The sequence below is a fragment of the Niastella sp. sgz303648 genome (genome assembly GCF_059587045.1).
On record NZ_JCAPSW010000018.1, the window covers coordinates 136,560 to 162,145 of the forward strand.

Annotated in this window: 22 protein-coding genes; 15 read left to right on the forward strand and 7 right to left on the reverse strand. The window is 43.8% G+C overall.

Annotated features, from left to right (window positions below; genetic code table 11):
• The first annotated feature begins 4 nt into the window (after positions 1–4).
• The 13 genes from AC59IL_RS33310 to AC59IL_RS33370 all read left to right on the forward strand — a co-directional run bounded on the left by AC59IL_RS33310 (position 5) and on the right by AC59IL_RS33370 (position 16,227).
• Positions 5–1,936, forward strand: coding sequence for a glycoside hydrolase family 88 protein (locus AC59IL_RS33310; protein ID WP_496556583.1), 1,932 nt, complete (start codon positions 5–7; stop codon positions 1,934–1,936).
• A 272-nt stretch (positions 1,937–2,208) separates the two neighbouring features.
• Positions 2,209–3,723: a tagaturonate reductase gene (locus AC59IL_RS33315; protein WP_496556584.1), complete on the forward strand. Its 1,515-nt coding sequence runs from the start codon at positions 2,209–2,211 to the stop codon at positions 3,721–3,723.
• Positions 3,723–5,378 carry a UxaA family hydrolase gene (locus AC59IL_RS33320; RefSeq protein ID WP_496556585.1) on the forward strand — a complete coding sequence of 552 codons (1,656 nt, stop codon included), beginning with the start codon at positions 3,723–3,725 and terminating at the stop codon, positions 5,376–5,378. The genes AC59IL_RS33315 and AC59IL_RS33320 overlap by 1 nt, the downstream gene beginning before the upstream one ends.
• A 127-nt stretch (positions 5,379–5,505) precedes the next feature.
• Positions 5,506–6,906 (forward strand): glucuronate isomerase, encoded by a 1,401-nt coding sequence (uxaC, locus tag AC59IL_RS33325; protein WP_496556586.1) that lies wholly within the window; start codon positions 5,506–5,508, stop codon positions 6,904–6,906.
• A 49-nt stretch (positions 6,907–6,955) separates the two neighbouring features.
• The gene (locus tag AC59IL_RS33330) at positions 6,956–7,981 is read left to right on the forward strand and encodes a PfkB family carbohydrate kinase (RefSeq protein WP_496556587.1); all 1,026 of its coding nucleotides are present in this window, start codon (positions 6,956–6,958) and stop codon (positions 7,979–7,981) included.
• 86 nt (positions 7,982–8,067) lie between these two features.
• Positions 8,068–8,514 (forward strand): NanQ anomerase/TabA/YiaL family protein, encoded by a 447-nt coding sequence (locus tag AC59IL_RS33335; protein ID WP_496556588.1) that lies wholly within the window; start codon positions 8,068–8,070, stop codon positions 8,512–8,514.
• Positions 8,515–8,546: 32 nt separating this feature from the next.
• On the forward strand, positions 8,547–9,209 hold the full coding sequence (locus AC59IL_RS33340) for a bifunctional 4-hydroxy-2-oxoglutarate aldolase/2-dehydro-3-deoxy-phosphogluconate aldolase (RefSeq protein WP_496556589.1): 663 nt from the start codon (positions 8,547–8,549) through the stop codon (positions 9,207–9,209).
• A gap of 114 nt (positions 9,210–9,323) precedes the next feature.
• Positions 9,324–10,682 (forward strand): MFS transporter, encoded by a 1,359-nt coding sequence (locus tag AC59IL_RS33345; RefSeq protein ID WP_496556590.1) that lies wholly within the window; start codon positions 9,324–9,326, stop codon positions 10,680–10,682.
• A gap of 167 nt (positions 10,683–10,849) precedes the next feature.
• A complete protein-coding gene (locus AC59IL_RS33350) occupies positions 10,850–11,554 on the forward strand; it encodes a VOC family protein (protein WP_496556591.1) in 705 nt (234 codons plus the stop codon).
• A gap of 370 nt (positions 11,555–11,924) precedes the next feature.
• Positions 11,925–12,200, forward strand: a complete 276-nt coding sequence (locus tag AC59IL_RS33355; protein ID WP_496556592.1) for a zinc ribbon domain-containing protein — start codon at positions 11,925–11,927, stop codon at positions 12,198–12,200.
• Between the two features lie 390 nt (positions 12,201–12,590).
• The gene (locus AC59IL_RS33360) at positions 12,591–13,814 is read left to right on the forward strand and encodes a hypothetical protein (RefSeq protein WP_496556593.1); all 1,224 of its coding nucleotides are present in this window, start codon (positions 12,591–12,593) and stop codon (positions 13,812–13,814) included.
• Between the two features lie 24 nt (positions 13,815–13,838).
• A complete protein-coding gene (locus AC59IL_RS33365; RefSeq protein ID WP_496556594.1) occupies positions 13,839–14,582 on the forward strand; it encodes a hypothetical protein in 744 nt (247 codons plus the stop codon).
• Positions 14,583–14,814: 232 nt separating this feature from the next.
• Complete coding sequence (locus AC59IL_RS33370) at positions 14,815–16,227, forward strand: chloride channel protein (RefSeq protein ID WP_496556595.1); 1,413 nt, start codon at positions 14,815–14,817, stop codon at positions 16,225–16,227.
• Here the strand turns inward: AC59IL_RS33370 and AC59IL_RS33375 are convergent.
• Both AC59IL_RS33375 and AC59IL_RS33380 read right to left on the reverse strand, forming a co-directional pair.
• Positions 16,224–17,252: a glycosyltransferase family 9 protein gene (locus tag AC59IL_RS33375; protein WP_496556596.1), complete on the reverse strand. Its 1,029-nt coding sequence runs from the start codon at positions 17,250–17,252 to the stop codon at positions 16,224–16,226. The genes AC59IL_RS33370 and AC59IL_RS33375 overlap by 4 nt on opposite strands.
• Positions 17,253–17,372: 120 nt before the next feature.
• Positions 17,373–17,528 carry a hypothetical protein gene (locus tag AC59IL_RS33380; protein ID WP_496556597.1) on the reverse strand — a complete coding sequence of 52 codons (156 nt, stop codon included), beginning with the start codon at positions 17,526–17,528 and terminating at the stop codon, positions 17,373–17,375.
• Positions 17,529–17,917: 389 nt separating this feature from the next.
• Between AC59IL_RS33380 and AC59IL_RS33385 the strand changes: the two genes are divergently transcribed.
• Positions 17,918–18,715, forward strand: coding sequence for a mechanosensitive ion channel family protein (locus AC59IL_RS33385; RefSeq protein ID WP_496556598.1), 798 nt, complete (start codon positions 17,918–17,920; stop codon positions 18,713–18,715).
• Positions 18,716–18,733: 18 nt separating this feature from the next.
• On the opposite strand, the gene AC59IL_RS33390 is transcribed toward AC59IL_RS33385, so the two are convergent.
• The 5 genes from AC59IL_RS33390 to AC59IL_RS33410 all read right to left on the reverse strand — a co-directional run bounded on the left by AC59IL_RS33390 (position 18,734) and on the right by AC59IL_RS33410 (position 24,729).
• Positions 18,734–20,209: an MFS transporter gene (locus AC59IL_RS33390; protein WP_496556599.1), complete on the reverse strand. Its 1,476-nt coding sequence runs from the start codon at positions 20,207–20,209 to the stop codon at positions 18,734–18,736.
• A 215-nt stretch (positions 20,210–20,424) separates the two neighbouring features.
• Positions 20,425–21,882, reverse strand: coding sequence for a baeRF7 domain-containing protein (locus AC59IL_RS33395; protein WP_496556600.1), 1,458 nt, complete (start codon positions 21,880–21,882; stop codon positions 20,425–20,427).
• A 218-nt stretch (positions 21,883–22,100) separates the two neighbouring features.
• The gene (locus AC59IL_RS33400; protein WP_496556601.1) at positions 22,101–22,664 is read right to left on the reverse strand and encodes a YciE/YciF ferroxidase family protein; all 564 of its coding nucleotides are present in this window, start codon (positions 22,662–22,664) and stop codon (positions 22,101–22,103) included.
• Positions 22,665–22,853: 189 nt separating this feature from the next.
• Positions 22,854–24,116 carry a hypothetical protein gene (locus AC59IL_RS33405; RefSeq protein ID WP_496556602.1) on the reverse strand — a complete coding sequence of 421 codons (1,263 nt, stop codon included), beginning with the start codon at positions 24,114–24,116 and terminating at the stop codon, positions 22,854–22,856.
• 10 nt (positions 24,117–24,126) lie between these two features.
• Positions 24,127–24,729, reverse strand: coding sequence for a Crp/Fnr family transcriptional regulator (locus AC59IL_RS33410; RefSeq protein WP_496556603.1), 603 nt, complete (start codon positions 24,727–24,729; stop codon positions 24,127–24,129).
• A gap of 327 nt (positions 24,730–25,056) precedes the next feature.
• Here AC59IL_RS33410 and AC59IL_RS33415 point away from each other — a divergent pair, with 327 nt between their 5' ends.
• Positions 25,057–25,518 (forward strand): c-type cytochrome, encoded by a 462-nt coding sequence (locus AC59IL_RS33415; RefSeq protein ID WP_496556604.1) that lies wholly within the window; start codon positions 25,057–25,059, stop codon positions 25,516–25,518.
• The last annotated feature ends 68 nt before the right edge of the window (positions 25,519–25,586 follow it).

Here is a 25,586-nt window from a genome sequence, read left to right on the forward strand (position 1 = left end):
CACAATGAAGATATCTCAGGTATTGATTGCCATAGGAATTGCATCTGTCTCTATTGCCAATGCACAGCAAAGTGTTACTTCAGCGCCTGCCGGCGTTGTGCCCGGTAAGGAAAACTGGTCGCAGGGAATGGCGGCCTCGGTTATGAGCTGGTGGGACGATTCCGCAAAAATACAGCCCTCGAAATGGAGCTACGATATGGGCGTGGTGCTGAAAGGCATGCAGGCCCTGTGGTATGCTACCGGCGATGGCGCCTATTTCAGGTACATTCAAAAAAGCATCGATGCATGGGTGCAGGAAGATGGCAGCATAAAAGGATATAATCCCGAAGAGTTCAATATCGACAACGTAAATAATGGCAAGCTGTGCCTGTTGTTGTACCGTGTAACAGAAAAACCCAAATACAAAAAAGCCGCCGACATATTGCGCAATCAGTTACAAAATCATCCGCGCACCCATGAAGGCAGCTTCTGGCATAAAAAAGTATATCCCTCACAGGTATGGCTCGATGGCTTATATATGGCGCAGCCCTTTTATGCCGAATATGCCATGCAGTTTCAGGAAGACACCGCTTTCAATGATATAGCCCGCCAGTTTGCAGCCATAGAACGCCACGCAAGAGATCCTAAAACAGGTTTGTTGTATCATGGATGGGATGAATCGAAAGAGCAAAAATGGGCCAGTAAACAAACCGGCACATCGCCACTGTTCTGGGCACGTGCATTGGGATGGTATGGCATGGCGATGGTTGATGCGCTGGATTATTTTCCGGCCAATCACCCCGGCCGCGATACGATCATTGCCATATTGAACCGCTTTGCCAAAGCCGTAGTGAAAGTGCAGGATGCCAAAAGCGGCGTATGGTACGATATAGTTGATAAACCCACTACACCTAAAAATTACCTCGAAGCATCGGCATCGTGCATGCTGGTATATACTTTATCGAAAGGCGTTCGCAAAGGGTATTTGCCTGTTACTTACTGGCAAAATGCCAAAAAAGGCTATGAAGGCATTTTAAAAACATTCGTCGATAAAAACGCAAATGGCCAGGTACAGTTAAAAGGAACAGTAAAGGTATCGGGCCTCGGCGGCAACCCTTACCGCGATGGTAGTTTTGATTATTATATGAGCGAACAGGTGATCGTAAACGACTGGAAGGGTATCGGCGCTTTTTTATTAGCCGGAGCTGAAATGGAAAACCTGCCAGCTGCTTTACCGGGTAAAGGAAAAACGGTTACCGTTGATTATTACTTTAATCACGAAGCTAAAAAGAACCTCGGCGGAGTACAGGTGCCCACCCATTATACCTGGAACGAAATGAGCTATAACGGCTTCAGTTATCTCGGCGATGTTTTCAGCAGCTACGGTGCAAAACTAAATACGCTCGAGGCAGCGCCTACTGCCGCTAACCTGGCAAAAACGGATGTTTACATCATTGTTGATCCGGATGGATTGAAAGACAATAAAAACCCCAATTATGTTGAAGACAGCCATGTAAAAGCCATCAGCAGCTGGGTACAAAAAGGAGGAGCGTTGTTACTGATGGCCAACGACAGCGCTAATTGTGATATAGATCATTTCAACAAACTCGCAAAGGCATTTGGCATTACTTTCAGCTATAAAGGACGCAACTTTGTACAGGGCAATCAGTACGAAACAGGTGCAGTGCCAATACCCGCCGGTAACGAGGTATTTAAACAAACGAAAAAAGTTTACCTGAAAGAAATAAGCATCATTGAAACAAAAGCCCCGGCCAAAGCACTGGTAACACAGGATGGCGATATTATATTGGCTGTGGCAAAATATGGTAAGGGAACTGTGTTTGCGGTAGGCGATCCCTGGTTGTACAATGAGTATACCGATGGTCGCAAATTACCTGTAGAGTATGAAAATGCTAAAGCTGCTTATGAACTGGCCAAATGGCTTTTATCAAAATAGATGGTTCGATTGTTAATTTGTTAAATTGTTGGGAGGTTGCGGATCAATCAGGTTTTGAAAATTCAGGTTCCTAACAATCAAACAATTAAACCATCAAACCATTACACAAGGTCAGTGCAGGATAGAAAATATTGTAATACATATGATCTTAGCAAAGTAAATTGATCAATGGTTTTTTGTTAGATGGCTGGGCGGTAGCCAACCCAACAATCAAACAATCAGGCCATCAACAATAAAATAAAGTGATTTTAAAAATTCTAAACGCGTAGTGTATGATCCTTTCGAGGTACAATCTGAAAAACATTGGTGCGCAGGACATCGAAACCCCTGCAGATTCTGTATTTGATCTTCCTGAAAAAGTATTACAGTTTGGCACAGGCGTATTGTTGCGCGGTTTGCCCGACTACTTTATTGACAAGGCCAACCGGCAGGGAATATTCAACGGCCGTGTGGTAGTGGTAAAATCAACCGACAGCGATTCGTCGGCATTTGATAAGCAGGATGGATTGTATACATTATGCGTTCGCGGATTAGACAATGGCAAAAAGGTTGAAGAGAATATCATCAACTCATCAATAAGCCGGGTGTTAAGCGCCAAAGACGAATGGAGCGAAATATTGCAGTGCGCGCACAACCCGAACATGCAGATCATTATTTCCAACACCACCGAAGTAGGTATTCAGCTGGTGCAGGACGATGTGCATCGCCACCCGCCGGTATCTTACCCCGGTAAATTGCTGGCATTTTTGCTTGAACGCTACAAAGCTTTCGATGGCAGCCGACAGAGCGGCATGGTGATCGTTCCTACCGAACTGATCCCCGATAATGGTAAAAAGCTGGAATCCATTGTATTGGAGCTGGCCCATTTAAATGGTCTGGATGACACTTTTATACAATGGCTCGAAACCTGTAACTACTTCTGCAGCTCGCTGGTCGACCGCATAGTACCCGGAAAACCCGATAGCAAAATAAAGGAGCAGCTCGAAAAACAATTCGGTTATAAAGATGAACTGTTAACCATGTCGGAAGTTTACCGCCTGTGGGCAATAGAAGGTGGCGAACACATTAAATCCGTGCTTACCTTTGCGTCGGTAGACGAGGGGGTGGTAATTGCTCCCGATATTAACCTGTTCAGAGAGCTTAAGCTACGCATGTTGAACGGAACGCATACCTTATCGTGCGGATTGGCTTATCTGGCTGGTTTTGGTACGGTAAAACAGGCTATGGACGACAGCAATATGCAAACCTTTATTGCCCGCCTGATGTTAAATGAAATAGCAACGGGCATTCCTTACGACGTAGAACACCAGGTAGCACAAACTTTCGGCAATAAGGTGTTAGACAGGTTCGCCAATCCGAATATTGAACACCTCTGGATCAATATTACCATGCAGTATACTTCGAAAATGAAAATGCGTAATGTGCCGGTGATTTTGAAGTATGCCGAAAGAATGAAATCGGTGCCTGAGAATATAGCTCTTGGATTTGCAGCTTATCTGTTATTTTTGAAACCCGTAAAAAAGAAACAGGATAAATTTTACGGCGAATGGCAGGGTAAGGAATATGTGATCACCGACGATTTTGCAGCGTATTTCGAGGAAAAGTGGAGCCGGTTAACGCCCGCTCAAATTGCCGATGAAGTATTGGCCGATACTGCCTTATGGGGCGCCGATTTAAGTAGTATTCCCGGATTTGTACAGGCAGTAAAAGATAATCTGGCTTCCCTGATCGAAACAGGTATTACTAAAACAATTCAAATACATCAGACCAAAAAAGTATTGGCGTAATGAAGAAAAGGGTCCTTAAAGTTCATGAAGATGATAATGTAGTGGTAGCACTGACCAACTTATCAAAGAACGAAACAATATCACTGAATGGTCAGGAGTGGCAGCTGCAGGAAGATATTCCTGCCAAACACAAGTTTGTGACTGCCGATCTGCAAACAGGCGATCCGATCATGATGTATGGGGTTTTGGTGGGCAAAGCCCAATCGCCCATTAAAAAAGGCGGTTTAATTTCAACTTCCAATGTAAAACATGCAGCCAACGATTTTGTAATTCGCGATGAGCGCGACGTTGAATGGAAGAAACCCGATGTATCGAAATTTACCGGCCGTTCATTTATGGGTTACCATCGCCCCGATGGCCGCGTAGGCACCGCCAATTACTGGCTGGTAATACCCATGGTATTTTGCGAGAACCGTAACCTCGAAGTATTACAGGAAGCGCTCGTTCGCGACCTGGGTTATGGCAGAAACAGAAAATACCGTTATCAGGCGCAACAATTAATTGATTTATACAAAACGGGTAAAAGCGTTGAAGATATTTTGCAGGCCGATCTGCAGGCAGATGCAGCCCTCGAAGAGTCGCAACGCTTATTTCCCAATGTAGATGGCATAAAATTCCTCACCCATGATGGCGGATGTGGCGGAACCCGGCAGGATGCACAGGCGTTATGCGGGTTACTGGCAGGTTATATCACCCATCCTAACGTAGCCGGAGCTACGGTATTAAGCCTGGGTTGCCAGAATGCACAGGTTAGCATTCTTGAAGAAGAGATCCGCAAACGCGATGCTAACTTCAGCAAACCCATGTATATTCTGGAGCAGCAGAAGATCGGTATGGAATCGGACCTGCTGGCTGCTGCCATTAAACATACATTCGCAGGACTTGTATTAGCCAATAAAAATAAACGTGAACCGGCTCCGCTGAGCCAGCTTTGCATTGGCCTTGAATGTGGTGGTAGTGATGGCTTCTCGGGAATTTCGGCTAATCCCGCTATCGGTTATACATCCGATTTACTGGTAGCGCTGGGTGGTGCTGTAATTCTTTCTGAGTTTCCCGAATTGTGCGGCGTTGAACAGGGTTTAAGCGACCGTTGTGTACAGGTTGATACCGCAAAGCGGTTTTCGCATCTGATGAAAACCTATAATGCAAGAGCGGTAGCTGCAGGCAGCGGTTTTGATATGAACCCTTCACCCGGTAATATCAAAGACGGGTTGATCACCGACGCCATTAAATCGGCCGGTGCTGCCAAAAAAGGAGGCACTTCACCCGTAGCAGATGTATTGGATTATCCCGAAAAAGTTACCAAACCCGGTTTGAATCTTTTATGCACGCCCGGTAATGATGTTGAAAGCACTACGGCCGAAGTAGCCAGTGGCGCCAACATTGTTTTATTTACTACGGGCCTGGGAACACCTACCGGCAATCCCATAGCGCCGGTTGTAAAATTAGCAAGCAATACTATTTTATATAATAAAATGCGCGATATCATTGATATCAATACCGGCACCATCATCGAAGGTGAAGAAACCATTGAGCAGGCCGGTGAGCGCATACTCGATTATGTGATTAAAGTAGCCAGCGGTGAAATTCAGATCAGTGCAGTGCGCCACGGCCAGGATGATTTTATTCCCTGGAAGCGTGGGGTTTCTTTATAAGTTCTAAGTAATAAGTATTAAGTTTTAAGTTCAGGCACGAATAATATCATTTAATAAATAGAAGGAGAGATGTGAATGTTGAGTGCCAATTCACCATTCACTATTCACCATTCACCAACTCGGCCAAATGAAAAAATTTATTGACGAGCATTTTTTACTGCAAACGCCTACTGCTCAGCAATTGTATCATGAGTTTGCCAAAGCAATGCCTATTATCGATTATCATTGCCATTTGCCTCCCGACCAGATAGCCAATGATGTGCAGTTTGAAAATTTAACCCAGGTATGGTTGTACGGCGATCACTATAAGTGGCGCGCCATGCGTACCAATGGGGTACCCGAAGAATTTATTACCGGCAATAAAAGCGATTACGAAAAGTTCGAAAAATGGGCTGCAACGGTGCCCTATACACTGCGTAATCCGCTGTACCACTGGACGCACCTTGAACTGCAGCGCTATTTTAACGTATACGATATTTTAGATTCATCTACCGCTAAAAAAGTGTACGAAGCCTGCACGGCAAAGCTGCAAACAAAGGAATACTCTGTACGCAGCCTGCTGCGTAAGATGAATGTAAAAGTGGTGTGCACCACCGACGATCCCATCGACAACCTGGAATATCATAAAAAAATAAAAGCCGACGGTTTCGAAGTAAAAGTATTGCCGGCATACCGGCCCGACAAGGCTATGAATGTTGATGACGCCGCTACTTTTAATGCATATGTGTCAAAGCTTGAAGCGGCCGCCAATGTATCGGTAGGCAATTACAACGATTTCCTCGCTGCATTAAAAAAGCAGCACGACTTTTTTGCTACCATGGGTTGCTCGGTTTCAGACCATGGTCTTGAACAGATTTATGCGGAAGCATACTCCGATAACGATATTAAAAACATCTTCAATAAAGTAAGAGGCGGCAGCCAGTTGAGTTACGAAGAGAACCTGCAGTTCAAATCGGCTATGCTGGTTGAGTTTGCCAGAATGGATTGGGAAAAAGGCTGGGTACAGCAGTTTCACCTCGGCGCATTACGCAACAACAACAGCCGCATGTTGAAACGCCTGGGCCCCGATACAGGCTGGGATTCGATCGGCGATTTTTCGCAGGGAAGGGCACTGGCCCGTTTCCTTGATAAGCTCGATACCAATAATCAGCTGGCAAAAACTATTGTATACAACCTCAATCCGGCCGATAATGAATTAATGGCTACCATGATCGGTAACTTCAACGATGGTAGCGTAGCAGGAAAAGTGCAGTTTGGTTCGGCCTGGTGGTTCCTTGATCAGAAAGACGGCATGACCAAACAAATAAATGCTTTGTCGAACATGGGACTGCTGAGCAAGTTTGTTGGTATGCTTACCGATTCAAGAAGTTTCTTATCATATCCCCGCCACGAATATTTCAGACGTTTGCTGTGTAATATGTTTGGCGAAGAAATTGAGAACGGTGAACTGCCGAACGATATAGCATGGATAGGACAGGTGATACAGGACATTTGTTTTAACAACGCTAAAAACTATTTTAACTGGTAACAGTATAGATAATACATTACCTTCAAAAATTTAAAAAATAACCACGACTATGCCGAAAAAAGTAGTAACACTGGGAGAAATTATGATGCGTTTATCCACACCCGGTTTTGAGCGATTTGTACAGAGCGATAGCTTTGATGTTACATATGGCGGCGGTGAAGCCAATGTAGCAGTAGCCGTTTCAAATTATGGGTTGAATGGTACGTTTGTAACCAAGGTACCCGATAATGCTTTGGGCCAGGCAGCTATCAATCATATACGTCGCTATGGAGTAGATACACAATTCATTGCCAGGGGCGGTAAAAGACTGGGTATTTATTTTCTCGAAACCGGCGCCTCTATGCGCGCATCACAGGTTATTTACGACCGTGCAGGAGCTTCAATAGCTGACGCAGAAGTAAGTGATTTTGATTTTGATAAAATACTCGATGGCGCTTCGTGGTTTCATACAACCGGTATCACACCTGCGCTGAGCGATAAAGGCGCTGCATTGGCAGAAGCTGCATTAAAAGCCGCCAAAGCAAAAGGTATTACTACCAGTATCGACCTCAACTACCGCAAAAAATTGTGGTCGGTTGACAAAGCCCGTGAGGTAATGAGCCGTTTGTGCAAGTATGTAGATGTTTGTATCGGAAATGAAGAAGATGCTGATAAATGCCTTGGTTTTACAAGCAAAGGAACCGATGTTACAAAAGGCGAACTGAACCTCGAAGGGTATAAGGATATATTCAAACAAATGAAGGATAAATTCGGTTTCAAATATATTGCTTCTACATTACGCGAAAGTCATAGTGCTTCTGATAACGGATGGAGCGCACTTGCTTTCGATGGCAAAGAGTTCTATCATAGCCGCCAGTACGAAGTACGTATCGTAGACCGTGTGGGCAGCGGCGACTCATTTGCCAGCGGTTTTATTTATGGTTTGGTTTCAGAAATGAGCCTGGCCGATGCCACGGAGTTTGGAGTAGCTGCTTCTGCTATAAAGCATACCATTCCCGGCGACCTGAATCATGCTACTTTATCGGAAGTAAAAGAATTAATGAAAGGCGACGCGTCAGGACGCGTACAACGATAATGAATCATCTCTATATAAAATCCGTTTGTAATGCCCTCAGGGGTATGCAGGCGGATTTTTTTATTTAAACCACAAATACCTATTTTATGATAATTGATACATTGGCAAATGCCGGAAAATATGTTGCCATGCATAAACGGTTTGCCAAAGCTTTTGAGTTTATTGCCGGTCAGGATCTCAACGCTATCGAACCCGGTAAGTATGGGATAGATGGCACCGACCTGCATGCTTCGGTTTCTTTAAAGGATGGCGTAAAGCAGGCAGATGCAAAATTTGAAGCACATAATAATTATATCGATATACAGGTTTGCCCCTCGGGTACCGAGCAGATAGGCTGGAGGCCCCGCAATACCTGCACGCAGCCTAAAGGTGAATACAATACCGAGAAAGATGTGATCTTTTATAACGATCAGCCCGATACGTATTTTCAATTACAGGCTGGTCAGTTTGCCATTTTTTTCCCTGAAGATGTGCATGCACCCATGATTGGTGAAGGGCCAATAAAAAAACTGGTGCTGAAAGTGAAATTATAATCATTGATAACGTATTAAATAAAATCCCAGGTATGAGCAAGAAAGAAACGCTGTTACAATTGATACCTAAACAAGGTATACTTCCCTTATATTATAATGCAGATACGCAGGTTAGCGTAGACATTTTAAAAGCTTTGTATAAAGCCGGTATCAGAACAGTTGAATACACCAACCGCGGCGAACAGGCATTGAAGAATTTCAGGGAAATGCGTAAAGTATGCGATACTGAGTTAAAAGATATGTATCTTGGCGTAGGTACCATTAAGAACAGCGACATGGCTAAAGCATTTATCGACGCCGGCACTGATTATATAATTTGCCCGGGGTTGATAGAAGAGGTAGCCAAAACCGCAGATGCTGCGCAAATGTTATGGGTTCCGGGTTGTATGACGCCTTCGGAAATTATTAAGGCCGAACAGCTGGGCGCTAAAATGATAAAACTTTTCCCTGGTAATTTGTTGGGACCTGCTTTTGTTTCTACTATTAAAGAATTGTTCCCGGGCATTTCTTTCATGCCTACCGGTGGCGTGGAAGTAAGTAAAGAAAACCTGAGCGCATGGTTCGATTCGGGCGTTGTGGCTGTTGGCATGGGTAGTAAACTGGTTAGTAAATCAATAATGCAGAATAAGGAATATGATAAGCTAATAGAGCTTACCAAACAAGCCATTGAAATTATTAATTCTGTACGAAAATAGTTAAACGACCCGTGTTCGATTGCTTATTGATAAAAAGTTCGTGGCAATCTGTAAGGTGTGCCACGGTTCTTTAACCCGATCTGGTAACCGCGGCACGCCTTAAAAATTCCCTACATGAAGCAAGCTATAGGAAAATACAGGTGGGTGATATGCTCCCTGCTGTTGCTCTCTACAACGATCAATTACATGGACCGCCAGGTAATCGGTTATCTGCAACCGATCTTCTCCAAACCCAAATCGGAAGGAGGTTTAGGTTGGTCGCCGGTTGACTTTGGTAACGTTATTTCGTGGTTCACTTTTTTTTATGCCGGTGTTACGGTGCTGGCAGGCTGGGTGATCGATAAAATAGGAACTAAGCTTGGTCTGGCCCTGTCGCTGATCATCTGGTCGTTGTTCGGAGCGCTCAATGCCGTTTGCGGCGGAGCCGTTATCAATCACATTATTGTGCGCAGCCTGTTCGGCATTGGTGAGGCGGGCAATTTTCCGGCTTCTATCAAAACAGTGGCCGAATGGTTCCCTAAAAAAGAACGCTCACTGGCTACCGGCATTTTCAACAGCGGTGCCAACATCGGCGCTATGATCGCTTCCTTAACGGTGCCGGTGATCGCCTACGCTACCTGGTTCGACGGCAGGATTGCAGGCTGGCAAATGGCTTATATCATTACGGGAGCCGTGGGACTGCTATGGCTGATCCTTTGGTTCTGGCTGTACAATCCACCTTCGAAGCAAAAAAGAGTAAGCAAAGCTGAATACGAGTATATTCATCAGGACGATGCGGTGCAACCCGGCGCTTCGGTACAGGAAGATAAGGCCAAAGTGCCCTGGCTTAAACTGCTTGGTTTCAGGCAAACCTGGGCATTTTTTATTGGTAAGTTCATGACCGATGGCATCTGGTGGTTCCTTTTATTCTGGCTGCCTACCTACATGAAAAACCAGTTTCATATGGAAGGTGAGGCCATTCGTCTTCCTCTTTTCCTCGTGTATGGTGTGGCCATCCTGGGTAGCACGTTCGGCGGAGGGTTTCCCATGGTGTTCATCAACCGGGGCCTTGAAGCCTACCGCGCACGTATGACAGCCATGTTCATTATCGCCGTATTTCCCATTGTGCTGCTCAGTACACCTTATTTCGGTAATACAAATGTTTTTGGCGACCGCGCCTATATCTATGCCATGATCGTAATATGTATCGGCGCTGCGGCCCACCAGGCATGGTCGGCCAATCTGTTTACCACCGTTTCAGACATGTTCCCCAAAAGGGCAGTGGCTTCGGTGACCGGCATCGGCGGCCTGGCAGGCGGTCTTGGCGGTGTGCTGGTGCAACAGCTGGCCGGTCGTTTGTCGAAGCATTTCGGCGACCTGGGTCATGTAACAACCGCTTACACCTGGATGTTCAGCGTATGTGCGTTCGCTTATGTTACAGCCTGGATCATTATGAATATACTGGTTCCGCGCATGAAGCCGGTGAATGTATAAGTATTAACAATATTCAAGGGTGAGTCATCTTCCAAAAGGTGGCTCACCTTTGTCGTTTAAGCCGTGCAATGGCTACCACTGCAAACCGGTAACCGGCAACTGGTAACCGGTAACCCGCCTGCTGCCCACTGCCTGTATTCTTCGTAGCTTTGTACAAACATTGCCGTATGATCATTCGCATGCTTGCCATGGAAACCATGCATCTGGCAGAACTGCATGAGTTTTATTGCGAAGTGCTGGGACTTTCGCTTACCGATGAAGACGATCATTCATTCACTTTCAGAGCCGGCCATACCGATGTACAATTTCTGCAATATACCGGACAGCAGCAACCGCTGTATCATTTTGCCTTTAATATTCCCGCCAATAAGATCGAAGAAGCATCGGGCTGGATAGCCACCAAAGCGCAACGATTGTATTTAAGCGATTATAATGGTTTTATAGCCGGGTTTACTAACTGGCATGCAAAGAGTGTTTACTTTTATGATCCTGCGGGTAATGTGGTTGAGCTGATTGCGCGGTTCGATTTGAACAATGCAGCAGAGGAACTATTCAGCGCCGCTCAGCTTCTTTCGGTAAGTGAAGTGGGGCTGGTGTTTCAGGCCGCTGAATTTGAATCGCTGTCGCAGCAGGTATTGCATGAATTTAATGCCGCATACTTCAGCAAGCAGCCTCCGCTTGAGCATTTTAAAGCAGTGGGCGATGATGAAGGGTTGTTTATAATAGTGCCCGAAAACAGGGCATGGTATCCTACCGACAATAAAAAAGCCATCATGGCTCCTGTAAAAATTTATTTCACTAATAACTCTCTCGATGGATGGATTGAATATGAGGATGGTATGTATGAAATGAAGAGCAGGTTAACGGGTTGATAAGTTGATCAGTTGACAAGTTGACAAGGATGGCAAAATACAGCGCAAAGTGGCTGGCAGTCAACAAAAAAACAATATGCGGCTGGCATAATAATTTATAGATTAAACTATCGGGTTTCTATTGCAAAAGCGTTTAAGCTTTGCGGGTAGCCATTTCTGCTATACAGTAATTCCGGCATGCTTCATATTAAAATTTATAATATAAAATTAACCCGGGGAGGGCTCGTTTTTAATTCCCTGTAAATGTGTAGAATAAACATGGGAGCCGCTCCAGACAGCCAATAAATAGAAAAAAAATCAGATTAAATGCGATCCATTGATCGTGCTATTAAAGAATTTTGTAAATTAGAAATATTCAAAATCGACTGTTATGGAAAGAGCCTACAAATGCTGTCAATCCTGCGGTATGCCTATGAAACGGGACGGTGGTGGAACCCACGCCGATGGCACCAGAAGCAACATGTATTGCAGTCACTGTTTCCAGGATGGAAAATTTACAGTGCGCAACATATCAGTTGATGATATGAAGGAAAGGGTGAAAGGTAAATTACGGGAAGTTGGCTTTCCCAACTTTATGACCGGCTTTTTTACCCGTAACCTGCATAAACTGGAGCGCTGGAAATCACATCCGCTTGCTGTGGAATAATTTACTCCCGGCGTAATCAGTCCAGAGGCGAGATTTATGGACACTGATCTGTTTCAATCTTATACCCGAAAATTACATACTGCTGTTTTCAGCAGGGAACAGCCTAACATGCTAATTGCCAATATCTGTCTGATTTAAAGATTTGATATAGGAATGTTGCGTGCCTGAAAAATTGAACTAATCTCTTCGGTTCTTTTTAAATTACCAATAATATATCCTGATTTTTAGATTTTGTGATTTTGAGATTGAACCCCAAAATCTCTAATCCCATAGTAATTTCTTATTTCAAAATTAAATCCATAAATCTATAAATCACGAAATCCCAAAATTCCCCGTTATATTGCTAATTTTAGTTTTAATGCCTAAATCCTATAAATCCCAAAATTCCCAGTGAAAATACTGATTGTAGCCATTGTTTTATTGGTTGACGTATTAAACGTGAGCGGCCAGGTAAAACGTTCCGACATTGATCTGGAGCAGGCCAAAACAGGCAGGCGCATTAAATATTTTCCGTTTGATAAAATACAGGTATTAGACAACCGGTTCGATACCACCCTCATTTATACCGAAGAAACCGGTGCATATCCTCCACACACCGTATCATTTACTGAACCAGCTGCTGAAGCTATTAAAAAATATATGTACCGCCTGGTGGGCAAAAGCAAAAAAGGAAATAAAGAACTGTTGTTCAATATTGAGCAGTTGCAAATTCCCAACGTGGTGTATACCTTGAGAAAGTTTAAAAAAAGTGGTGTGATTGCTACCTATCCCATAAGAACCCGCCTGCTGTTTGAAGTCACTGCCTGGTATAAAAATGAAGAGGGTCGGTATAATAAATTTCTAACTATAAAAAGAGAATACTTTTATAGCGGGTACGAGTATCTGCAAAGGGCCTTGCGTCATATGCTGAACGATTGTATGCAGATGGCAGCTATTTTGCCTGCCGATACAGCTATCGATGTGGCCAGGTTGCCCGTTAAGGTGCAGCAGTTATTAAACGATACGGCCAGCTTTCGTTTTTCGAACGATGAAAATAATGTTCCGTTTGAACAGATAAATGTAAAGGCGAGTGAAAAATGGAAGAACTATCCAATTTATAAAGACAATAATATAGCCTCGGGCATTTTCCCTTTGTTTGATGATTTTAAGAGTAACCAGGTTACTCCGGCTCATGTTGCAATGGCCTTCAATGAAAAGGATAGCGTGTACAAGCTGGCTGCAGGCACCGATAGCATTGTTCTTAAATCACCACACTGGGCAGTTGGTGATGGAACGAACCTGTATATTAAACTGGGTGATAGTTCTTATTTGAAATTGAACAAATCCAACAATACTTTCAGTTTTTATATTCCTGCTAACCTGCCCGATATGTATGCATTGTTGTCGATACAGGAAAATCATATAGATGAAGTGGCCTCATCACCCATGCCGGCTACTGATAATTTTCTCGATGGCTTTATTGCATCATTGATTAATTCCGCATTTCAGAAGGGGGTAAAGCGAACCTCAAACAGGGAAATGACAAAAAGGTTAACTGAAGAAGGATTGAAGCATAATTACAGGTATTGTTTCATTAACATGAACAGCGGCGATATCGTTTACCACGACAGATAATAAGTGCACTTATAAATTATATGTATGAAATTATCCTGCTTGTTAATTCTGTTGCTTATGAATACGGCCATTCAGGCGCAAAAAAAAGCGCCACGTTATATCGGTGAATTATATGGCGGACCATCCATACCCGTTGGCCAGTTTGCCGATAAAGCCTATTCATTCGGATCTACGGATAAAGAACCATCGGGCCTGGCCATAACAGGGTATGCCGTAAACGCTTCTGCAGGGTATTATATGAAAAGAAATATCGGCGTTATGCTGATGGGAGGTATTAGCGTTAACCCCCAAACTGTTGATCCCTATGAAGAGTATCTGAAACAAGTTAATAGCAGCAATTCAACAATAAACGCAAAAGCCAATAAATGGAAAGCGGTTAAAATAATGGCCGGTGGTTTTTATTCCAAACCGTTGGGTTCCTCGTCGAAATGTTTGCTGGTTACAAAGCTAACGGCCGGTGTTTGTAAAACGGCGGTTCCTGCATACAGCTATTCAGTATACGATCAAAACGGATTTCCGGTGACGGGTGGAACTGTAGATAAAATGTCGCTCCCCTGGGCATTTTGTTACCAGGCCGGTGCAGGGTTGCAATTCAAACTAAATAAAATGCTGCATATTGTTTTTGATGTTAGCTACTTCAATGCAAAGCCTAAAAAGAAATTCCAGTATAATCCCAATTTCCCCTCACCGGGAACTTTAATTTCAGCTGAAAGAAAGTACAGTCTTGCTTCGGTGAATGCTGTTGCAGGTATAGGAGTAAAGTTGTAAGTAATAAGTAATAAGTAGTAAGTAGGAATGAGTCCGAATTGCCCATTGCCAATTGCATATTGCCCATTGCCAATTGCATATTGCCCATTGCGAATTGCCCATTGCCCCTTTGCCTGCTGCCCTGTATTAAGTGCATTTTAATGTGATATTGCGTGGTGAGACGGTATCTTTGCCCGGTTCGAAAAATGATAACCCGGGCAGTTGCACTGTGCGCAAACCCCGGATCACCAATATGATGCGCATTATTCACCCGATACGCAACCGGCTCAAACGTGTGTACGACAGATTACACAATGAACGGTTTAAGAAAAATTTATTGCAGGCAATTCCTTTCTGGATCGCTTCTGTTATTACCGGTCTTTTGGCAGTATTGTATGCCCGTTTGTTTGCATGGGCCGAAATGGGAACAGCCTGGATGCTGCACCAGGGAACCTGGTTGTTATTTATAGTTACCCCGGTTTGTTTTATTGCCGCCTGGTGGCTGGTTTTTAAATATGCTCCCAATGCCCGCGGAAGCGGCATTCCTCAGGTAATTGCTGCGTTGGAGCTCGCTACGCCAAAATACATCGATAAGGTTAGTAAACTGCTGAGCCTTCGTATTGTTTTTATCAAAATAGTATCCAGCATTATCATGGTGTTTGGCGGTGGCGTTGTTGGTCGTGAAGGCCCTACCATTCAAATTGCCGGATCGGTATTCAGAACAGTTAACCAATGGTTGCCCAACTGGTGGCCAAAAATATCCAAACGCAATATGATCATGGCAGGTGCTGCGGCCGGACTGGCCGCTGCATTTAATACACCGCTGGGCGGAGTGGTATTTGCCATGGAAGAATTAACACGTACACATATCAGTTACTTTAAAACCGCTTTGTTTACTGCCGTAATCATTGCCGGTTTAACGGCGCAGGGATTGCTGGGGCCCTATTTGTACCTCGGCTATCCCGATGTAAGTAATTTATCGGTATATATTTTCTTTGGCGTTATTGTGGTAGGTATTGTTACCGGTTTGCTCGGCAGCAGCATGGCCCGGTTGATATTATCCATTATGCACTGGACAAGAAGTTTTAAATCGCGCTCCAAACGTGTTCTTTATATTACCACCTGTGCTTTAATATTGGCGGCCATCGCTTTTTTTATAAACGAAAGAGTGTTGGGATCGGGTAAGGAAATTATGACCCACGCCTTGTTTACACCCGATAAACACCTGGCCTGGTATATGCCGATTATTCGCATATTCGGCCCTGTTTTGTCATTTACTACCGGAGGGGCCGGCGGTGTTTTTGCTCCGGCTTTAACTGCCGGCGCCAGTATCGGCGCTGTTTTGTCTGAATGGTTTCAGGTAAGCGCCAACAATGCCAATTTGCTCATTTTGGCGGGCATGGTTGGCTTTTTAACCGGCGTAACCCGAACCCCATTCACTTCTGCCATACTGGTGCTTGAAATGACCGACAGGCACAATGTTATTTTTCACCTGATGCTGGCCGGTATGGTGGCCAGTTTGGTGGCATATCTTGTGGACAGGCATTCTTTTTACGATCACCTCAAAATGCAATACATTCATGACGTACATCATGAGGTAATACCGGTTGAAGAAGCTGTCAGCGCAAAACCCGATACGCCGGCGGCGGAATCTAAACCTTCTTAATAAATTTTCTGCCCCGATAAATTTTCAAATCGTTTAGTTTTTGTTTTCAGACTGTCGGCCAGTGCTGCGGTATCCAACAATACAATATCAAGATGAGGCGTCTTTGTCCAGTCAATAACCCTGTGACCGGGATGTGCCCACCGTTCGGGTTCTCCATCCATGCTAATGATGATGCCGGGAATTTGCAGAGCAGCGGCGATATGCGATACACCTGTGCAGTTCGATATCAGGAAGGCGGCATCCTGTAATAAAGCCGCCATGGCGCCCAAACTGGTTTTGCCGGTAACATCTATTGCTTCATTACGCAGGTGTTTAATTACTTCACGGGTAATAGGCCGTTCATCTTCGATGCCGGTGATAACAGGCACATAGCCATTATCGGCGCAGTAATCGGCTAATAAGGCAAAATACTCAACCGGCCACTGGCGGTATACACTTCCTGAACCGGGGTGTATGCAAACATATTTTTTGTGAACAAGTGGCAGATGCAGTTGATCGAGGTCGTTATAATCTGGCTGCAGTACCGGAAATTCAAGGTGCGTGCCTATTTCGGGAATGCCCAGGTGCTTTGTTAATTTCAACAGCCGTTTTACTTCATGACCATGATTGGGATATTCCACAAAAAGCGGCGAATTTACCTGGCTGTCTTTATTATGAAAACCGGCCACATAACGGGCGTTAAACTGGTGCACCATCGGCTTTACAATGGTGCCATTGCCCTGCATTTGCAATACAAGGTCGAATTGTTCCTGTTGTACCCGTTGCAGAAAAAGCTGAAAGGCTTCTTCAATATAGGGTTGTTCAGGAAGACCGGGATAACCGGGAAAATAAATAAAGTCATTAAAATAGTTCGAAAAACGTTCTACAAAACTGGCTGCCCAGGGCAATCCGATTAATGTAATGATTGCATCGGGATAGGCGCCGCGCAGGGAGCGCATAGCGGGTATGCTGCACAGCATATCGCCCAGCTGCAGGGCTCTGAACACCGCTATTTTTTTGAGGTTGGGCAAAAGGAGTTTTTTCATAAAAGCAATGTTTTAAATTTTGGTGAAGGGAAATTGCTGCATAGCAAGGGCCTGCAGGCATTGCATCAGCAACGCCGGCCGATGATAAGTGGGTATTATTTCAGATATGTTTGGCTTCATTTACTTCTCCGGTAAAAATGAATTGATCACCAACGCATCAAACGGCGAAGTCCGGAAACATTCTATAGCATCGCGTGGTGTGCATACAATGGGACCATCCTGCACTAAACAGGCCGATGAATCGTGAAATACAGCGTTAATTCCCGGTGTATACATACATTTCCTTTTATACAGACATATCGTCAGCATTTGATTCAATTTTTAAACCATCTCACGACTAAAACTGCTACGTAGAAATAAAGCTGTTTTTGAATTCGCATGCTTCTCTTTGTATAAGAATTGGGAAAAAAATCTACAGAAGCGTTCTGATTTTCATTAAACAACACAAAGCAGGCGTGGCATCATTTTCATTGAATACATAGCGTGCTTCTGTCAAAAAGTCTACATGGGAACCTCTTTCCATTTGGCAATAATGTAATTGAAATGGCAGTCGACCAGGTAAAGGAGCTTGCGTTCGATTAAATGCTGTTTCAAACCAATCGATCCGGTGAAAGCGCAGGACATCATTACGCTGTAGGCAATATTTTGAAAATCAATTCACAACTATGAAACCTGTAAAGCCTGATATTTTATACGATAAGTTATACAGCTGGATTTTAACGATGGGGCCCCGGTTATTGGTAGCTGCTATAGTGCTTGCATTAGGTATCTGGTTTATAAAAATATTCAGAAAAGGCCTGAAAAAAAGATTACAGAAAAAAGACCTCGATGTATCGTTCCAGCCATTTCTGATAAGCTTACTGGTTACCGTTTTGGAAGTATTGCTGGGTGTTGGCATTATTCAGATACTGGGTATCAGAATGACGATATTCACTACGCTGGTGGGCGCCATTGGTGTAGCGGCCGGACTGGCCCTGTCGGGCACCATGCAGAATTTTACCAGCGGCGTACTGATACTTATGTTAAAACCCTACAAAGTAGGGGATAACATTATTGCACAGGGGCACGATGGCATAGTTTCTTCCATACAACTTTTTTATACGGTTGTTATTACGCTCGATAACAGAACCGTGATCATTCCCAACAGTAAGTTATCGAATGAAGTAATTATAAACCTCAGCAGGCTGGGCAGGCGAAGGATCGATATGGAAATGAAATTTAATTACAGTTACGATTTTGAACAGATAAAAACCGTTATAGAAAAAACGCTCCGGGTATCGCCGCTGGTTGAAAGCGAACCCAAACCACACATAGGCATTTCGGCCCTCGACCCCGATGGTTTTAAAGTGATCGTAAACGGCTGGGTAGATGCTTTTGAGTTTGAGATGTCGAAGTATGAGGTTCAGAAAAAGTTAGTAGAAGATCTGAAGGGGGCTGGCATTAAACTGCCGGGGATGGTTTAATGGGTTTGAATCAAACAATTAACCTTTAGGGTTCCATCCTTTAAACTTAATAATATCATCAAAATCAAACGATATCTTTTTCTTAAACAGAACCACCATAGTACGCATATAAAATGAGCGGCGTAATAAGGGCAGGTGGTACCAGTAACGAAGTTGTTTTTTCCAGGTGCGTTGTAATTCGGCCAGCATATATTTTTTGTCGCGCTCACCTTCTTCCTTTACCGCTTTTAATAATTTCAGGGAAAGCACACCTACGGCGGCGCCCACCATAAAAAATAAATTCCATTGACCGCGGCCAAACAGGTTTATTACAAAATGACTGGTAAAAAAGTCGGCCAGCAAACCACCGGCCAGCGGCGCCGTAGCCGAAAAAACGGCAGTAACAATATTTTTGGTAACCAGATAAACAATGCCTTCCTGTGCAGGCGCCAGCTTTAACCCGATATTCGAAAGGGCCAGTGTAATGCCTGCATTCGATGCTCCCATAAGCACATGAATGATAACCAGCAAGGGCAAAATAAAAGCCGGTGACATAACACCGATCACCGACCATACCATAATACATGTTATATATACCGGCGCGCAAATGCGAATGATGGTCTTGTTGCTGAATTTATCGGAGCAACGGCCCCATAACCTCATCGATGTTATGCTGCTGAGCTGACTAACAATGTTCAAACAAATAATGTATAAAAGCGGTAAGCCCAGTGTTTTCATCATGTACACCGAGTAAAACGGACTTACGAGGTTAAAGGCAAATATCCAGCATGAGTTAAAAGCCAGCAATTTTCTGAAGTTGGTTACGGTAAGCGGCCTTGTGAACAGCTTTACAAGGTTTTCGTTAATGGGTTTCGACTGCGGTTCGGGCGTACGAGCCAGTGCATGCACGCCCCACATACCGGCAAGGCCGCTGATAATAAACATAGCGGCATACACCGTTATTTCGTGAGCCGGGTAATGATCTTTCACATAATCAATGCTCATGGCAATTACCAGACTAAGCGTAACATTCAGTATCTGCATCAGCCGGCTGCGGTGTGAAAAATAGCTGCCCAGTATTTGTGTGGGTATCAGGTCGCGCATCCACGAGTTCCAGCTGCCGCCTGCTATAGAAGCAAAAAAATATTGAAAGCACAATAAAAAGATCAGCGCAGAAACCGTGGCTGTGTTGGAGAACAATAAAGGCAGCGTGCCGATAACCAGTAAAGGAATGCGGCCGCAAAAAGCACCTACTACGGTAATAGCGCGCCGGTTATTAAACCGTTGCACCAGCCAAACCGAAAAAAGCTGAAATATATTGGTACAGGTGGGTAATGCGGCCAGTATACCGATCTGCACATTCGAAGCGCCCATGTATAAAGCAATGGCGGTAAGAAACGTACCGGCCGTTAACGTATTCATGGTTTCGGTAGCCAGACCGTCTTTTAATATTAAATGCAGACCCGATTTAATTTGCGGGTTGGTTAATTGATCAGATGGTTGAAACTTTATCACACTGTGTTTCTCAAATTGACTGCAATATTACTTTAATATTAACGTGCAATTGAGGAACGAATTATAGTTGTGGATATTATTACAACCTACCCTGTATTATTGCCTACATTAAATATTTATAATTTCTTTAAGAATTTGAGCTGCAGGTGCCTATCAGGCCTTGCGCATTGAATCCTGCGTCTTGTGCCTTTTTCTTGAGCCTTGTGCCTTGATTTCTAATACCTCATCAGCGCGGCTATATTACTACCCTTAGGCATCCTTTCTTTTTCGAGCAAATGAACCTGGCCGCCGTGTAAAATGGTTTCAATCACTGCTTTATCTACCATATCGTCGTCGCCCTGCTGCCGGGTGGCGTGCAGCTGCAGCTTATTGTTCTGCGCATCAAAAGTTCCCCACAGGTGCGTGTCGTTATCTATAAAAAGATCAGCCACCTTGCCATAATAGCATGAGGGTATCACCGATTCGGGCATAGAGGAGGTAAGCGGCGTGGCCAGTTTGTTATAGTAAGTGTCGAGCGCTGCTTTATGATGCTTATCGAAGAAAGGCGCCATTTTTTCGCGGGCCATTGTATAAAGCAAAACTTCTGAATGATGTTCAAAATTACCGGTCAGCGCATTGTCGCATATATACTGATACGATGAAACAGATTTATATATAGGTATCAGGTAATCGATACCCGCCAGTAACAGAGGCGCCTGTTCGCGGCCAAGAACTTTTTGCCAAAGAACCCTGTCAATTTCTTTCATGTACAACGCCAGATTTTCTTTTTCATCGGGCTTTCCTGCGCCCACACCATGAAAATTAGCCGCAGGGCTTCCGCTATCGCCGGGGTGGGAAAATTTCTGATCGTCTTTTTCTTCAAAATGTACAACATCGTTTACCCCACGTGGCAATTCTTCAATAGAGATCTCTTCCATATAAAAAGCATCTCCTCTGAAAAAGACAGCTCTTTTTTTACTGAGCACCAACAGATAAAAATGGTCGTTCCCTGTATCGATCAAAGCGGGTACCAGTGGCCGTAAATAAAAAGAATTGTTTGTCAGTATTGCTTCTTTCGGTGAAATAGAAAGCCGTGTAAACTTAAAAAGGTCATCAGCCATAAATACGGCCAGGCCATTGGTCATGTGGTGCCACAGGTCGTTTTCGCGCAATAACTTATAACCGGGGTCTATAATTTTTTCGATCTGTTGCAGTGAAAGCCCTTTTTCCTGTAACAATACCCGAACCTGCTGCAGCATGTTTTTAAAGGCTATACGGTCGTGTTGTTCGTTTACCTCCATGCCTGCACGGTGAGTTGGCAGGTATACCGATATGCAGCAATCTGCCCGATACCTGGCCAGTTGTTCAAATAACGATTTATACATGATGCCCGGTAGCTCTTCGGGTTCGGCAATAGAGCGTTCATCGATATATGTTTGATTTATGATTTTAACAGCCTCAGGACTCCGGTGTTCATTTTCTTTTTTATTTTCCGCTTTATCGGAATTACGGTTTGGATGCCGCTTGTGTACACCGGGCGCCGGTTCGTTGCTATCGGTGGTGTACTTTTCTGTTATTTCCTCATCCTGTTTTAAATCATCTGCATTCATTGCAGCGCGTTCCGACTCTTCTTTTGTTTTGTTCGATGGTTTGCCTTTGGCAGATTGGATTTTTCCTTCTATATCTTTAGCCATAACTCAATCTTTTATTAAAAAAGTGTTTGAACGTGAAACGTAAAACGTGAAACGTGAAAAGTGAAACGTGAAAGGAAAATTACATGTTTGTTTCGCGGGTTGCTTTTGCCGTTTGCCGTTTGCCGTTTCACGTTTGGCGATTGCCATATGCCGTTTTGTGAAAAAGGCTGCCCTTTAGACAGCCCTTTACAGTTATTTGTTAAATCGAATAGCCGGTTCTAATCTTCCATTCTTTCAGTGCTTGCTTTAACATTCGCATCTTCTTCAGCAATTTTAGTCAGCAGGCTGTCGGTAACTTTTTCTTCGGAAAGAGTTCGTTCCAATAACTCGGCAATCTGGTTTTGTCCCATGGTACGTGCTAACGTAACCAAACCACCGTAAGTAGCAATTTCGTAATGTTCGGCTTTCTGGGCGGCAAATATTAAACCTACATCGCGTTGGGCAGTGCCTTTGTCGGTTTCATCGATTATATCCTCACCTTCATCTACAATACCCGCCATGGCCGGACATTTAAGCGCCCTTGGTTCTTCGCCCAATAATTCAAATACATTTTCAAGCCTTGTAACATGGGTAATGGTTTGTTCAAGATGATCGTTGAAAGCCTGTTTTAACTGATACGAGGTAGCTGCATCTGCCAGTTTGGGAAGTGTTTTTACCAGTTTCTTTTCGGCCCAGTAAAGGTCCTGCAATTGTTGCATGAAGAACTGCTGCAATTTTGAGTTAGACACCGCTGCAGAACCAGCTGAAGAAGTTTTAGATTTTGCGTTGGATTGCATTGCCATAGAAAATTTTTTTTTGTGGTTAATTAATCGGGAAAGGGTGCGGGCTATGGGCTGCAATAATTATACCCCCGGCAATAAACAGCAGTTGAAGTTGTTTTAACTAATACAAATAATCTAAAGGCGTGGAAATATATCCCGGTGTATTTTTTCGGTTTACAATATAGTGTGGGTAAAAGTCTACAACGGTAATTAATGTACCATTTTTATTTTTTGATCATATAATCGGATGCGGGCAGTGGGGTTGTTTTGCCATAATTTACCTGTCATTAATACAGCACCCGTGAACATAATCACTGCAGCTATCAGTAAAAAATAATTGATCACCGGAACACCGGTATATTCAATGGCAGCTATGCCGGTGATCAGTAAAAACAGTTCGTTGAGCAAGGCGCCGCTTACGAAAAGCACTAACCCGGTTCGTGAAACCCGCACTGCAGGAAATAGTTGTTGCTGCAACTTATAACCAACAATAAAGAATGTGGCAAAGCCAAGGAATATGAGGTGTAAGTACCCTATCACAACAGGGCGGTAACCAAATGCCAAATGACTCAAAGATGGAATGGTTGATAATGCCTGCAGCACAAACTTTATAGTTAGTGCTATAAGCGCAAACAACCAAAGGATGCGAGTGGCAGGTAATAATTGATTGCGCAACACTTTATATAAAGGGGCGATGAATTTCAACAGTAATAATATGGCGAGTACCTGTATTAATGCTGCAGCAACGGCTATCTGGTACAACCATTGTGGTAATTGCATCCATAATGCGCTGAGCAAAAAAGCCGGAACACAGGAAACAGCCAGTAGCCAGAAGATGGTACGTGGTTTGTTTTTGTTGAACACCACCGGCAATCGCTCCAGCTGATAAAAAAATAATCCCAGTATGGCAAACAAAAACCAGCCATTGTATTGAAAGTGCAGAAAGAAATAGATGGAGGCAATGTACCAATGCTGGTCGCCGTTTTTTGAAGCCATCAGCCAGGCCAGATTAAAAGCGCCTAACGACGATAATGCATAAAAGAACAGTGCTGCTTTAAAATATGCAATAACAATCTTTGATAATTTACTCCGGTTCATATCCCTCCAGGCAAACCAGGTAAACCCGTACGAGAAAAAGATAGATAAAGTTGAAAATGCAATGGATGGCGCTTTATAACCCATAAAAGGAAAAGTAAGCAACATGCCAAATGCGGCTACCTGTGCCAGAATGAACAATCTTGTATATGCCGAAATGCTGATGCTCGCATAGTTTGATATAGCGGCAGTAATGGCAATGAATAAAGCTAATGATATCCATCCGCTAAAAGCAAAATGCGAATGCGCGTGCAATAAATTTTTATAATCAAAAAACGGTAAGGAAAATAAAATTTTATAGCGCAGTATTACACCGGCCGCCGCAACGATAGTTAGATTTAATAATGCCAGCCTGGCCCATTTATTATATACATTCATTTATTACTAATTAAGCAATACAATACACTTTTCCTTTGTCGATAAACAGTTCACCCTTGTCGTGCAAATGACGCATGGCCCTGATCACCGTTTCAACCCGTAAGCCGGTCATATCGGCAATTTGTTGCCGGGTTAATTTAATCTGGTTACAATCGGGGCAGGTATGCCGGTGGCTTTCTTTAAAATACTGCAGCAAACTGCTTATGCGGTGTTCGGGATTATAGTAAGCCATTTCGCGAATGGTTAAAAATTTAAAACGCATCCGCTGGGCCATTAACCGGGTAAAGGCAAAATGAATCTCCGGGTTATCTTTCAACAATTGCAGAAAGCTGCTTTTATGCAACCTGATTATCACACTGTCTTCCTCGGCAATGGCTGTGGCGGCATAGCCGCCATCATCGAACAGAGGCAGTTCGCCAAAGCTTTCTCCTTTTTCGACCATCATTTGTATAAACTCCCTGCCTTCTTCATTGATGCTTACCCACCTTACTTTGCCACTTACCAGCTGATAATAAAAATTAGCACAACCGCCTTCATGAAAGATAATTTCATCGCGTTGCACTTTTTTATAGGTAGCGCCCCAGGTGAGCAGTAAATCAATGTCGATCATCATATAGGTTACCACATTTAGTATGTGATATCAAAGCTATACACAGCATGATTTTACTGATATGATATTACACAGAGCGCCCCATGATTATTATCAGTATACCGGAGTAATGAAAAAACGCGGGCTTTCAATAAGCAGCCTGTAAAACCCAATAGCATACTGGCTTTCAGAAAAAACCGGTAGTTGAAAAACGCATGACGAAAGTCATGTTTTTGTAAACCGGCCCGGTGTGTAAAACCACGCCTTCCTGATTTATGATTACGATCATAAAGGCCGCCTTTACACCAACGTAATCTTGTGCTGAATTAATAATTAAAACACGAAACGGTTATGAACAAAATGATCCTGATACTGAGCCTGGCAGCCGGTCTGTACGCCTGCTCAGGCAATGCCTCAAAAAAAGAGGAGCCGGGGGCTGCAGCCACCGAAACTGGCAGTCCTTCTTACGATCCCGAACGTGGGGCCGGAAAATTTACAAAGGTTGATGTTGCTGCTTCATTAGATAAAACAATGGCCGAAGCCGGTCAGAAGGTGTATGAAGTAAAATGTGCCTCATGCCACAAGCTGACCGATGAAAAACTGGTTGGCCCGGGTTGGAAGGGCGTAACAAGCCGGCATAAACCTGAGTGGATAATGAATTTTGCAACCAACCCCGATGAAATGTTGCAAAAGGATGCCAAAGCACAGGCCATGCTTGAAATATGTCTGGTGCGCATGCCCAATCAAAACCTTACCGATGAGGAAGCGCGCCATGTGTATGAGTTTATGCGTAAAAATGATGGAGTTAAATAGGTCAATGGTGAATGGTCAATGGTGAATATGAAATTCAATGCGCATACAATCATTGAATAAAACAAACA